This window comes from Succiniclasticum ruminis DSM 9236 (assembly GCF_900112895.1).
GTDB lineage: Bacteria > Bacillota > Negativicutes > Acidaminococcales > Acidaminococcaceae > Succiniclasticum > Succiniclasticum ruminis.
Genome location: NZ_FONL01000003.1, coordinates 109,879 through 121,839 on the forward strand (window position 1 = coordinate 109,879; position 11,961 = coordinate 121,839).

General features: G+C 50.4%; 12 protein-coding genes and 1 riboswitch. Of the genes, 9 read left to right on the top strand and 3 right to left on the bottom strand.

The features are described 5' to 3' along the window. Positions 1 to 40: 40 nt before the first annotated feature. Positions 41 to 1,027, bottom strand: coding sequence for an aldo/keto reductase (locus BM159_RS03815; protein ID WP_093913048.1), 987 nt, complete (start codon positions 1,025 to 1,027; stop codon positions 41 to 43). Between the two features lie 367 nt (positions 1,028 to 1,394). On the opposite strand from BM159_RS03815, the gene BM159_RS03820 reads away from it, so the two are divergent. Then, a complete protein-coding gene (locus BM159_RS03820; RefSeq protein ID WP_093913049.1) occupies positions 1,395 to 2,477 on the top strand; it encodes an alpha/beta hydrolase in 1,083 nt (360 codons plus the stop codon). Positions 2,478 to 2,523: 46 nt separating this feature from the next. Continuing rightward, on the top strand, positions 2,524 to 3,420 hold the full coding sequence (locus tag BM159_RS03825) for a cupin domain-containing protein (RefSeq protein ID WP_093912944.1): 897 nt from the start codon (positions 2,524 to 2,526) through the stop codon (positions 3,418 to 3,420). Between the two features lie 195 nt (positions 3,421 to 3,615). Here BM159_RS03825 and BM159_RS03830 read toward each other — a convergent pair whose 3' ends face one another. Then, complete coding sequence (locus tag BM159_RS03830; RefSeq protein ID WP_093912945.1) at positions 3,616 to 4,785, bottom strand: iron-containing alcohol dehydrogenase; 1,170 nt, start codon at positions 4,783 to 4,785, stop codon at positions 3,616 to 3,618. 169 nt (positions 4,786 to 4,954) lie between these two features. Here BM159_RS03830 and BM159_RS03835 point away from each other — a divergent pair, with 169 nt between their 5' ends. The 5 genes from BM159_RS03835 to BM159_RS03855 all read left to right on the top strand — a co-directional run bounded on the left by BM159_RS03835 (position 4,955) and on the right by BM159_RS03855 (position 9,791). Further along, positions 4,955 to 5,812, top strand: coding sequence for a LysR family transcriptional regulator (locus tag BM159_RS03835; protein WP_093912946.1), 858 nt, complete (start codon positions 4,955 to 4,957; stop codon positions 5,810 to 5,812). A 76-nt stretch (positions 5,813 to 5,888) separates the two neighbouring features. After that, positions 5,889 to 6,449, top strand: a complete 561-nt coding sequence (locus tag BM159_RS03840; protein ID WP_093912947.1) for a cyclophilin-like fold protein — start codon at positions 5,889 to 5,891, stop codon at positions 6,447 to 6,449. Between the two features lie 21 nt (positions 6,450 to 6,470). Further along, entirely contained in the window at positions 6,471 to 7,013 is a 543-nt protein-coding gene (locus BM159_RS03845) for a flavodoxin family protein (protein WP_093912948.1), read from the top strand. A gap of 46 nt (positions 7,014 to 7,059) precedes the next feature. Continuing rightward, entirely contained in the window at positions 7,060 to 7,947 is an 888-nt protein-coding gene (locus BM159_RS03850) for a DMT family transporter (protein WP_093912949.1), read from the top strand. Positions 7,948 to 8,165: 218 nt separating this feature from the next. Then, positions 8,166 to 8,289, top strand: a riboswitch (glycine riboswitch). Positions 8,290 to 8,378: 89 nt separating this feature from the next. After that, a complete protein-coding gene (locus BM159_RS03855) occupies positions 8,379 to 9,791 on the top strand; it encodes an alanine/glycine:cation symporter family protein (RefSeq protein WP_093912950.1) in 1,413 nt (470 codons plus the stop codon). A gap of 275 nt (positions 9,792 to 10,066) precedes the next feature. Here BM159_RS03855 and BM159_RS03860 read toward each other — a convergent pair whose 3' ends face one another. Beyond that, a complete protein-coding gene (locus tag BM159_RS03860) occupies positions 10,067 to 10,615 on the bottom strand; it encodes a flavodoxin family protein (protein WP_093912951.1) in 549 nt (182 codons plus the stop codon). A 109-nt stretch (positions 10,616 to 10,724) separates the two neighbouring features. Here BM159_RS03860 and BM159_RS03865 point away from each other — a divergent pair, with 109 nt between their 5' ends. Both BM159_RS03865 and BM159_RS03870 read left to right on the top strand, forming a co-directional pair. Beyond that, entirely contained in the window at positions 10,725 to 11,057 is a 333-nt protein-coding gene (locus BM159_RS03865; RefSeq protein ID WP_093912952.1) for a winged helix-turn-helix transcriptional regulator, read from the top strand. A gap of 51 nt (positions 11,058 to 11,108) precedes the next feature. Beyond that, positions 11,109 to 11,879 carry an EFR1 family ferrodoxin gene (locus BM159_RS03870; protein WP_093912953.1) on the top strand — a complete coding sequence of 257 codons (771 nt, stop codon included), beginning with the start codon at positions 11,109 to 11,111 and terminating at the stop codon, positions 11,877 to 11,879. Positions 11,880 to 11,961 lie beyond the last annotated feature (82 nt).

Sequence of the window (11,961 nt, forward strand, 5' to 3'; positions counted from 1 at the left end):
CTTATCTTTATTTTATTTTGTTTCTTTTGTTTTTATTCGTTTACTTTTTTACCGGTGATCCGCCGAAGACAGCGGACATTTTCATGTGATTCAGCTTTGTATCTATAGCCGCCACTTCGTCTGCGGTTAAAATCACATCTGCCGCGCCGAGGTTTTCTTTTATGCGCGAAAGTTTACGGGAGCCGGGTATCGGTACGATATACGGCTTTTTACAGAGCATCCACGCCAGCGAGATCTGGGCGGGGGATGCGCTTTTTTCTTTTGCCAGCGTATGAATCAGCGCCAGCAGTTCCCGGTTCTGTGCAAAGGCTTCGTCGGCATATTGGGGCATAACGCTGCGATAGTCTTCCTTGCTGAACGTTTCGCCCGCCTTGAAGGCGCCGGAAAGAATACCGTTGGCCAGCGGTGAAAAGGCAACATAACCTATCGTTAATTCTTCCAGTACGGGGAACAGACTTTCATGCCAGCGGGCCATCATGGAGTACCGGTTCTGGATACAGGTGACGGGACAGACGGCGTGGGCTGCACGCAGATAGGTTTCGTCTGCTTCGGAAATACCCCAATGCAGTATTTTTCCTTCTTTAATTAAATCGGCCATCGCGCCCGCCACTTCTTCCGCCGGAATTTTGGGATCGATGCGGTGCTGGTAATACAGGTCGATTACATCCACGCCCAGTCGTTTCAGACTTCCGTCAATGGATTTGCGGATCGTTGCCGGACGGGAATCCATGACGAGCTGGCGGTTTTCGTGGCGCACGCCGAACTTGGTGGCTATTTTTACTTCATTGCAGATGGGCGCCAGCGCTTTTCCCACCAGCTCTTCGTTATAACTGGTGCTGCCGTCGGCGTATTCTCCCACATAACACTCTGCAGTATCAAAGAACGTGCAGCCTTCTTCCGCCGCCGCGCGGATCGCTGCAATTGCGTCGGCCTCATCGGTGGGCGCGCCATAGGCATGCGAAAAACCCATGCAGCCCAGGCCTACGGCGGAGACGGTTAAATCGTTGCCCAATGTGCGATAGTTCATGTTCATTATCCTCGTCTTTCTTGCGGTTTCCGTGATGTATTTTACAAATAACGTGCTCCGCTTTTTCTGCGTTGTCTTTATTGTAAATTGCCTTTTCTCGTTTGTACAATATCAGAAACGAATAACAGTATAAGCAAAACGGATAGTGAAATACGGTTTGATTTCTCTATGCGTTTTTGTTATAGCACATTGCGGAATCGGCATTGTACTTTTTCAACGGAAAACAATACAATCAAATCAGCAAAGCGGAAACCAAATCGGATTTTTCTATAAGTTGTATTCCGTGCAGTACCGTTTCCGCACTGCGCGGAAGATGCCGGAACTGTTTCGACCGGTTATATTTAAAAAAGAAAGGATGAAAAACATGATGTTTAAGAAAAAAATGATGGCAGCTTCTCTGATGGCGCTCGTATTAGGCTTCTCTACCATGGCTTTTGCAGCGGAAGCACCGGCTGAAAACCCCTTTGGTCTTGTGTACCGCGGCGCTATTACACAAAACGAAAAAGGCAAGGTGAATATCCGTCCTGTGGAGTACAAGGTGGAAGGCATCAAGGTCGCGGCGAATCTCTACCTGCCGGCAGATTATGACGAGAAAAGCAGCAAGCGTTATCCTGCCGTGACTGTCGCCCATCCCAACGGAGGCAGCAAGGAGCAGGTGGCCGGTCTTTATGCCCAGCGGTTGGCGGAGCTTGGCTATATCGCCATTGCCTGTGATGCCCGCTATCAGGGAGAGAGCGGCGGAGAGCCGAGACTGAGGGATTATCCCTCGAACCGCATAAAGGACATCAGCGGCATGGTGGATTATCTCTCTACGCTCCCGAAAGTGGATAAGTCTCGTATCGGCTCCCTCGGTATCTGCGGAGGCGGCGGCTACACATTGGCGGCGGCGCAGACCGACAAACGCATCAAGGCGGTGGCCAGCCTCTCCATGTTCAACTCCGGCAGAGTGCGTCGGAACGGCTTCCTGGACGCGGATATCAAGGGCGCTCAAGCAAGAATGCAAAGGGCGGCGGCCGCGAGAGATAAAGAACTGGCGGGGGAAATCGTCTATGAGGGCTTCCTGCCCCCCAATTCCACTGATGAACAACTGCGGGCGAAAATGGCAGAGCTTCCCGAAAACACCCTCTACCGTGACGGCATTGAATACTATGGCCTGACGCACCGCCATCCGAACGCCACGGGGAGCTACACCACGGAATCCTTCATGAAGCTCATGGCCTTTGATGTGGAAGACAGAATGGATCTCATCAACCAGCCACTCCTGATGATCGCAGGAGAAAAGGCAGACACCCTCTATATGACGAAGGATGCTTTTGCCAAGGCAAGCGGCGCGGAGAACAAAGAACTTTTCATGATTGAAGGCGCCAGCCATATCCGCACCTATTGGGTGCCGGAGTATGTGAACAAGGCAGTCAATAAGCTGAAAGAATTCTACGGAAAACATCTGTAATAATAAATGGTTGGGTCGTAACCGGCATGGTGGAAAGGTGATTTTTATGAACAAAAAAATGATTGCGGCGTTGGGATTGTGTCTGTGCAGCATCGCGTCCTTTGCGTTTGCCGACACAGGAAACTGGAAATATCCGCCGGGCAAGGATGTGTCCAGCCGGTTTGCCGGCACGGTGTATCGCAACGATCTGATTGATCTGGATCCTACATACAATGTTCCCCAGACAAATTGTATTTCTTTTGAGCCGGGCAGCCGCAGCGCCTGGCATGTACACGGCGGCATGGTGGTCGTGGGACTGGATGGCGTCGGTCTGCTGCAGATTGACGGGCAGCCTGCTATGATCATCCGCAAAGGCGATGTGTTACAGATTCCCGCCGGTGTCAGCCACTGGCACGGGGCGGCAAAAGATTCCCGTTTCCAGCAGCTGGTGATTTACGATAAAAACTGGAAAGCGCCCGCCGGCCTGAAGGCCCGCACCGGCATGATTTCCGACGAGGAATACGCAAATCTGGAACTGGTAGAAGCGCCCCGGAAGGCAGTTCCTGCCAAAGGGTTCACCTTTGCCGCAGAAAAATTCAATTCGCCGAACTTTAACAAACCGGTGTATCTGGGTCGGACTTTAACAACACCGAATGCGGCGGGCGCGCCTGCATATTCCTATGTGTTCTTCCCCAAAGGCGTTTACAACAAATGGCATATGCACGGGGAAGGGCAGATCCTGATCGCAACTGACGGAATCGGCCTGCACCAGATGCGCAACGGCGAGATTCAGGTGATGCGGCCCGGCGATGTGGCCTACTGCCCGCCGGGGGAAACCCACTGGCACGGCGCCGCGCCTGACAGCAGCTTTGCCCATCTGGCCGTGAGCCCGGCAGGAAAGCATACGGTAGAGTGGTACGACTTCCTGGATAAAAAGGAATACAAAAAGGCAGCGGTGAAATAAATACTGTTCTGTATAAGTTGTCTTCTTCAAAACGATTTGTAAACGCAACTTAAATTGAAAAACGCTCTGCGTGATGTGAAACAAACAGAAACGGGTTTCACAAACATGCAGAGCGTTATTTTTACTTTTTTTTTGAAAATGGCAGAGATGTTTTAAAGATTTCAACAGCAGTACAGAAACGAATACATCGTCTTGTTAATACGCCGATGCGAAAATTTCCCGGATGTCTTCCCGGGTCAGCCTGCGGTAGCTGCCGGGGGAGAGGAAGCAGGTGTCGGCAATTTCTTCCGCCTGTTGTTTGTCTGTTACGCCCAGTTCCCACAGGGTGGTGGGCAGGCCGATTTCCTTAATAAAATCTGCCAGGGCGTCAATCCCCGCCAATGCCAGCTCTTCATCGGTTTTTCCTGTTGGATCGATGCCCCATACGTTTGTGGCGAAGCGTACGAATTTGGGCAGGCCGTCCTTATAAATGTGACGGTAGTAGGGCGGATGCAGTACGGCCAGGCCGCAACCGTGGTTGCAGTCTGTGTACGCGCCGACCTGATGCTCCATCAGGTGGCACTCGAAGTCGGTCTTTTTGCCTAATTTCAGCACGCGGTTTTCTGCCATGGTAGAGGCCCATACCAGATTGCTGCGGGCTGTGTAGTCATCCGGATCGGCGATCGCTTTGCGCAGATCGCGGATGACGCCCCGCATCAGGGCTTCATTGATATCGTCGGATACGTTGTCCTCATTAGGAAGGCTGAAATAGATTTCCATCATGTGGGACAGGGAATCAAAGCTGCCGGAAACCATCTGTTTCTTCGGCACGCTGTAGGTGTACAGCGGATCAAGCAGCGCAAACTGTGCGTTCAGCGCCGGATAATCGCGGCCGGTTTTAATCTTCATGATTTCGTTGGTAATGACGGCGCCGCCGTTCATTTCGCTGCCGGTACCGGTCACGGTCATGACGATGCCCAGTGGGACAGGAGAGACAGAAACGGTTCCGGCTTTCATCCAGAAATCATCCCAGACGTCCCCATCGTATACGGCGGCCAGTGAGATTGCTTTGCAGCAGTCCATGACGGATCCACCGCCCACGGCCAGGATCAGGTCGATCTGTTTTTCTTTTGCAAGCTTTGCGCCTTCCAGCACTTTAGTGTAAACCGGGTTGGACATAATGCCGGAAAACTCCGTCACGGTTTTTCCCGCCGCTTTTAAAATTTCCGTAATTTCTTCATAAATTCCGTTGCGTTTAATGGAGCCTCCGCCGTAAGCAAGCATCACATTTTCGCCGTACTGTTTCAGAACGTCCGGCAGGTACTGACTGACACAGCCTTTGCCGAAGTATGCCTTTGTCGAATTCTCAAAAATAAAATTTTCCATGTTAGTTCCTCCCTTGACGTTGCACAGGTGCAAAGCCTTCTGGCCTTTGTTTACAGTTCTATTGTAGAGTTTGCGGAGAAAAAAGTACAATACCAATCCTGCAATGTGTTATAATAAAATTGCATAGTGAGAGACGGGAACCCAGGATTGTTTCAGGAGGGAATTCATCATGATTGAACTGGCGCAGCTCCGGCATCTGGCAGCGTTCCATCAGTCTGGCACGCTGTCTCAGGCAGCAGAAGAGCTTCATATTTCCCAGCCGGCATTAAGCCGTTCTATGCAGAAGCTGGAAGAAGAACTGCAGGTGCCGTTGTTTGAACGGCAGAAAAATAAAATACGCTTGAACGCAAACGGTCAGATGGCGGTAGAACATGCTCAGCGTATTTTAGAAGATGTGAAGGAAATGGCGGAACAGGTACGGGCTTTGGACCGCCGCAGCCATACCATCGCGTTGGGCAATTGCGCTCCCGCCCCCGGCTGGTCAGCTGTGCCGGTGCTTTCCAATTTATATCCTGGGATGACCATTTCTTCGGAAGTACAGGAGATTCCGCAACTGATTGACGGTTTGCGGGACGGAACTTATCAGATCATCACGCTTCCGTATGCGCTGGCGGACGAAGCCTTTTATTGCCAGGCTGCACAAAAGGAAACGCTGTTCCTTTGCCTGCCGCCAAAGCACCCCTGTGCACAAAAAGTCGAAACCGGGATGAACCTGGAAGAAATCGACGGAGAGACGGTGCTCCTGTTTTCCACGCTGGGCTTCTGGCATTCCGTTCATGTTAAGTTGATGCCCCATTCCCGTTTTTTAATTCAGCACGACCGGGATACATTCAGCGAGCTGGTGAATACCACCATGCTGCCATCTTTTATGACGAATCTTTCGGTAAAATATTTCGGGAAAAACAATGACCGGGTGCTGGTTCCCCTGTTGAACCCGGAGGCCAGCGTAACTTTCCACTTCCTTTGCCGGAAAGAGAATTACAAAAAGCTGAAACCGTTTTTCAGGCAGTTGCCAAAGGGTGAATAGCAGATATCGTGAACAGTTTCACAATGTCTTTGTAATAGAAATTACAGTTTTTTTAAACAGAAAGCAGGAAAACCACATGAAACACAGAAAAATCTGGCAGTTGTTGCTCACAATCTTGTTGATGGGTGTGATGTTTGCAGGCTGCGCTTCAGCAGGCACAAAAACGGCGAACAACAATGGAAGCGCATCTGCGTCGCAAAAAACGGAAGAAACATCCGGGGCAGTGAAAAAGAAAGCTGCGGTAAAGAAAGAAAATGGAGAAAAAGGAACTGCTATGTCTGACACAAACCTGAAAATTAAAGTGGTTGCAAACGGTAAAGAAATTGTATTTGCGCTGAACGATACTTCCGTGTCCCGGTCGTTCTATGCGCAGCTACCGTTAACTGTTGATGTGGAAAATTACAGTAACAACGAAAAAATCTTCCAGCCTCCCAAAAAGCTGGACTGCAGCAAGGCGCAGGAAGGGGCCTGCCCTGTGGGGTCAATTGCCTATTTCTCGCCCTGGAACAACGTGTGCATGTATTACGGCGATATGTCACGCTACCCCGGCTTATATGTGATGGGCAAGGCGGTGAGCGGAGTGGAACAAATCCGTAACATAACGGGAAAAGTGAAAATAGAAGCAGTCAGGCAGTAACAAACAAACGGAGGAATCACCATGGCGAAAAAAGTATTAGTTATCAGCACAAGCATGAGAGGTAACAGCAACTCGGAAAAACTGGCGGAGGCGTTTGCGGACGGTGCGAAAGCGGCGGGCAATGAAGTGGAACTGGTTTCCCTGAAAAATAAAACGATTGCCTTTTGCAAAGGCTGCCTTGCCTGCCAGCAGACAGGTCATTGCGTAATCAAAGACGACGCGAATGCCATTACGGATAAAATTTTGGAGGCGGACGTGGTCGCCTGGGCGACGCCCATTTACTATTACGAGATGAGCGGACAGATGAAGACTATGATCGACCGCGCCAACTCCCTGTTCCCGAAAGATTACAAATTCCGGGACGTGTATCTTCTGACCGCGGCGGCAGAAGATGAGCCGGATGTGGATGAAGGCGCTGTCCACGGATTAAAAGGCTGGATTGCCTGCTTTGAAAAAGCGCGCTTTGCGGGTAAGGTCTGCGCGTGCGGTGTAGGTACTCCCGGAGAGATCAAAGGGAATGCAAAGCTGGCGGAAGCCTATGAAATGGGAAAAGGGATTGTGTGAGTATAAGTGATGCTTGCCCGACAAATTTAATTCAGAATCGTAATGAATGACAATGACGATGGGCACTCTTATGGTGATGTTGAGCGCTGCGATGTGGGGGCTCAGCGGGGTATGCGGGCAGTTTCTGTTTGAAAATTATCATCCGTACCCGGTCTGGCTGATTGCAGTGCGGCAGGTGGCAGCGGGGATATTATTTCTGCTGTTCATGCGTATAAAAGGAGAACCGCTGTTAGCTTTATGGCGGAGCGGGCGCAAAAATATTACAGAGATGCTTTGGTTCACCCTGGGGCTTTTGGGCGCGCAGTTTATGTATTATTACACGATCAGCGTTTCCAACGCGCCCACCTCGACCATCCTGCAGTATCAGGCGCCGATATTCATTATTCTATGGCAGGCTTTTGTCCGGAGGCGCATGCCGGAAGGGCGGGAACTGCTGGGCGTTGTGCTGGCCATGACCGGCGTGTTCCTCATCAGTACCCATGGCGATCCGTCGCATCTGGTCATTTCTCCCGTGGCGCTGGCATCAGGAGAGCTTTCTGCCATTGCGCTTTGCATTTATATGATTGCGCCGGAAAACATCCTGAAACAGTTTCCGACCATGCTGATCATGGGATGGGGGCAACTGATCTCTTCGTTGTTCCTCTTACCGTTCTGTAATCTCACTGATTCCGGTGTAAGCGCCTGGACGCCTGCAGCAGCAGGCGCGGTAGCGTTTATTATTCTGGGGGGAACAATCATTCCCTTTACACTGTTTCTGGCAGGGGTGAAACTTATCGGGCCGACGAAAGCGTCGCTTATCAGCTGTTTTGAACCCCTCGCTACAATCCTCTTTACCGTTTTCTTTTTGGGAACCGTGCTGCTTACCGTTGATTACGCAGGGATGGCACTCATTATGATTACGGTGTTTATGTTAAGCATGAAGAAGAATACGTGAAAATAGTAAAACCTGTAATTAAAATGCCCTCACTCTGATGTGTTTCAGGGTGAGGGCATAAATTATTCTTTTCTGTTTCCACTTGCATTTTCTGAAAAAACGTATATAATAAGTGCTGTCGTACAACTGAACAAAGGTGGATGAATCTTGTGGGAGAACGGCGCAAGCCTGCCGAAGGAGCTAAACTCTCAGGCGCTGTAAAAAGCGGAACCATAAGGGGACACGACTCTGGAGAGTCCCGGCACGGATGCGGTTCAGCCGTTTTTCCGGTACGGGCGCCGAAGGTGCACGGAAGCTTACGAGGCTTTCTTATCTCTCAGGCAAAAGGACAGAGAAAGATTTCAGGACGTTTCCTGTTATTTTGATTTGCAAACTTATCTCCGGAGCAGTTGGAGGTAAGTTTTTTATTTTGTACCCTTGGAGGAGAAACTATGAATCTGGAGTTGTTGAACGAAATTGACAGTTTTGTCTGGGGACCGCCGTTGCTTGTGCTGCTCGTGGGAACCGGCGTTTTTCTGAGTCTGCGCCTGGGATTCTTGCAGGTTGCGCGGCTGCCCAAAGCGCTGGGACTCATTTTTAAGGCAAAGAGCCAGGGCGAAGGGGACACCTCGTCGTTCCGGGCGTTGTGCACGGCTCTTGCCGCCACCATCGGCACCGGTAATATCGTCGGCGTGGCTACGGCCGTGAAAGCCGGCGGACCCGGCGCGCTGTTCTGGATGTGGGTGGCTGCGTTTTTCGGCATGGCGACCAAATATGCGGAAGGATTGCTGGCTGTGAAATACCGCGGCGTGGACGAACATGGCGAAATTGCCGGCGGTCCCATGTTTTATATTGAAAACGGCATGGGCAGGCAATGGAAACCGCTGGCTGTGTTTTTCGCGGCTGCGGGCGTGCTGGTTGCTTATTTTGGCATCGGCACCTTCGCCCAGGTGAATTCCATTGTGGATATTACAAAACTTTCCATCGGACTCGATCCCATGTATACGGCTGTCGTACTCACACTGGCAGTTGCCGCGGTAACCATCGGCGGGCTGCAGTCCATCGCCTCGGTTGCCAGCAAGATCGTTCCGGCAATGGCGGTGATTTACTTTGTCGCGACGGTTGGTTTCCTGCTTATGTTCATTGACAAAGTGCCCGGTGCGGTGATGGAAGTGCTGCGCTGCGCATTTACGCCGACAGCGGCGGCGGGAGGATTTGCCGGGGCAAGTGTCATGCTGGCCATGCGGTCCGGCGTGGCCCGCGGCGTGTTCTCCAACGAGTCCGGTCTGGGCTCTGCACCCATTGTGGCCGCTGCGGCTAAGACAAAATGGCCGGCGGAACAGGGACTGGTGTCCATGACAGGCACTTTTATCGACACGATTATCATCTGTACCCTTACCGGACTCACCCTTGTGGTATCCGGGCTGTGGAAGGGTGACCTGAACGGGGCGGCGCTGACTCAGGCGGCTTTCATGCAGGGCTATCCGGAAGCAGGGAAAATCGTGCTGATGGTGGGTCTTGTGCTGTTTGCCTTCACCACTATTTTGGGATGGAATTATTACGGGGAACGCTGCATCGTTTATCTGGCCGGCGTGAAGGCCATTCTTCCGTACCGTATCATTTTTATTGTGCTGGTAGCCGTGGGCGCTTTCCTGAAGTTAGAAGCTATCTGGGTGCTGGCGGATATTGTCAACGGCCTCATGGCGATTCCGAACCTGATCGCCCTGCTGGCGCTCAGCGGCGTGGTGGCTGCCGAGACGAAACGGTATTTCAAGCATGTTGAACAAGGGGATGTTGACGAGGTGAATGGGCTTCTGCCGGACGGACCGGAAGAAGTGATTGAACAAAAACTGGAAGGCAGATGAGAGTGTCATCGGCAAAAGTAAAAAGCCCGCACGGTCAAGATGCGGGCTTTTTTCTTGCCTTTATATAAAAAACTTGATTTTAACGCGTCGCCTCAATGGCAGCTTTCTCTGACAAAGCAATTAAATAAGCGAAAAGTATACTACCTGGAGACAAATAAATATGATTGTCTATATATATTAACAGAAAGCAGGCTGGAAAACCGTGCCACGACTGGAGTTGCGAAAAAAATCCGGTCACTAAAGTGACCGGAAAGAGGTTTTTGATTATACTTTTATTACTTAATTGATTTTCCGAGATTATATGCTTCGACAAGTTCTGGTTTCCCTTTCGTGTCCCCGGGTTGCGCTACATAGCCGCATAATATTTTTCCGATGCTTTTCCAGCCGATGTGGCGTTCCAGATGGTCGTACCAGAATTCGCTTTCCTGGAATTCATCACCTTCCGCCGCCATAATCAGCGCGGTTAACTTTTTAGGATTTTCATAGTTCGGATCGGCTTCTGCAATGGCAAACAGCCGGTCAAACGTGTTTTTCAAAAATCCGGAAATGAACCAGTAATAAAGTGGGGACGCAAGCACGACAATGTCCGCTTCTTTGTAAAGGGGATAGATTTTTTCCATGTCGTCGCGCTGTACACAGGGATGTGCCGCGTCTTTTCCGCCTTTCCAGCAGCCGAGGCAGCCGTTGATTTTCATATGCGCCGGGAAAAATTCCGTCACGGTATGGCCGGCTTCTTCCGCACCCCGTTTAAAAGCAGCGGTCAGCGAAGCGGTGTTGCCGTTTTTCCGGGGACTTCCATTTAAGATTACAATTTTTTTTGCCATTTAAATCAGCTCCTTTGCGCATTGATTTTTCCTGTTCGGTATGATACCATGAAGCGGGAAATGTAACAAGTACCAACATTTAAGTTAGGTACTTACCCGGAGGTAAGAAATGGGAAAAAAGCGGATTGAAGATGCAAATTTTAACGAAACCGGATACAGCTACACCCTTTCCCTGATTTCAGGTAAGTATAAACCGGTCATCCTGTACTGCCTGATGGAATATGAACCGGTCCGGTTTAACGAAATGCAGCGGTATCTGCAAAAGGTGGCGGATAAAACCCTCAGCCAGAATTTGAAAGAACTGGAAGCCGATGATCTTATCATGCGTAAGGTTTATCCGCAGATTCCTCCCAAGGTTGAGTATTCGCTGACCAAGCGGGGGCATTCCCTTGTCAAAGTACTGGATAAGCTTTGCGATTGGGGAAATGAAAACCGGAAATAATTGTTTTTGATAAAGTCGGCGTGCTGTGAGACGCTAAAAGGACGTGAGTGTATGATTATATATTTTTCCGGTACCGGGAATTCGTACAGCGTGGCAGAAAAACTGGCTGTAGCGCTGAATGACAGGGCGGTGCCGCTGATCCGGCTGCAGGAAGAACCGGATGCATTTGATCTGACAAAAGAAACAAAAATCGGTATTGTGTTTCCCGTGTACTTTGGGGATATTCCCCAACCGTTGGAGGACTATCTGAAAACCGCAGCGCTAAATCCTTCCACCTATTTTTATGGCGTAGCGACATGCGGGGGATCTTTTGGCGTTTCGCTGTATCATCTGCGGGAAATTCTGAAATCGCGCAGCTGTAAGTTAAGTTACGGACGGGTCTGCTATATGATTGCCAACAGTACGGCAACCTGGAAAAAAGAAGTATCGTATGATTACCGTAAGTTGGACGGGGAGGCGAAGGTGGTAAAAGAAACGGTGCAGGCGGTCACAGACAGAAAGGTTGATACGTCGCTGATGAAGCCGTCGCTTGTGGGAAAGATTATGGCAAGCGGTTTCGTTAAAAAGTTGGGGATGAAACGTTTTGCCGTTTCCGTTGATCCGGATCATTGTGTCGGCTGCGGTATTTGCGTCCGCATCTGCCCTGCGCATAATATAACGGTACAGAATCAAAAAGCGGTAACAGGTTCACATTGCGCGCACTGTATGGCCTGTGTGCATGCATGCCCTCATGGCGGCATGCTGGTAAACGGTCACAAGATTAAGAAGGAAAACCAGTACCGGCATCCGGAAGTGGAAATGAAAGACCTGTTTTTAAGATAAAGCGACGCTTTACCCTCGGTCATCGCACAAACTCATTTAATCAGCGTCTCCATATTTTTTTTGCAAAAAATAAATTCCAACT

Bases quoted from the DNA above. Each gene is read 5' to 3' on its own strand.
- BM159_RS03840 (WP_093912947.1), top strand. From the start codon at position 5,889: ATGAAACACAGAAAAATCTGGCAGTTGTTGCTCACAATCTTGTTGATG.
- BM159_RS03860 (WP_093912951.1), bottom strand. From the start codon at position 10,615: ATGGCAAAAAAAATTGTAATCTTAAATGGAAGTCCCCGGAAAAACGGC.
- BM159_RS03835 (WP_093912946.1), top strand. From the start codon at position 4,955: ATGATTGAACTGGCGCAGCTCCGGCATCTGGCAGCGTTCCATCAGTCT.
- BM159_RS03870 (WP_093912953.1), top strand. From the start codon at position 11,109: ATGATTATATATTTTTCCGGTACCGGGAATTCGTACAGCGTGGCAGAA.
- BM159_RS03825 (WP_093912944.1), top strand. From the start codon at position 2,524: ATGAACAAAAAAATGATTGCGGCGTTGGGATTGTGTCTGTGCAGCATC.
- BM159_RS03820 (WP_093913049.1), top strand. From the start codon at position 1,395: ATGTTTAAGAAAAAAATGATGGCAGCTTCTCTGATGGCGCTCGTATTA.
- BM159_RS03845 (WP_093912948.1), top strand. From the start codon at position 6,471: ATGGCGAAAAAAGTATTAGTTATCAGCACAAGCATGAGAGGTAACAGC.
- BM159_RS03855 (WP_093912950.1), top strand. From the start codon at position 8,379: ATGAATCTGGAGTTGTTGAACGAAATTGACAGTTTTGTCTGGGGACCG.
- BM159_RS03865 (WP_093912952.1), top strand. From the start codon at position 10,725: ATGGGAAAAAAGCGGATTGAAGATGCAAATTTTAACGAAACCGGATAC.
- BM159_RS03815 (WP_093913048.1), bottom strand. From the start codon at position 1,027: ATGAACTATCGCACATTGGGCAACGATTTAACCGTCTCCGCCGTAGGC.
- BM159_RS03850 (WP_093912949.1), top strand. From the start codon at position 7,060: ATGACAATGACGATGGGCACTCTTATGGTGATGTTGAGCGCTGCGATG.
- BM159_RS03830 (WP_093912945.1), bottom strand. From the start codon at position 4,785: ATGGAAAATTTTATTTTTGAGAATTCGACAAAGGCATACTTCGGCAAA.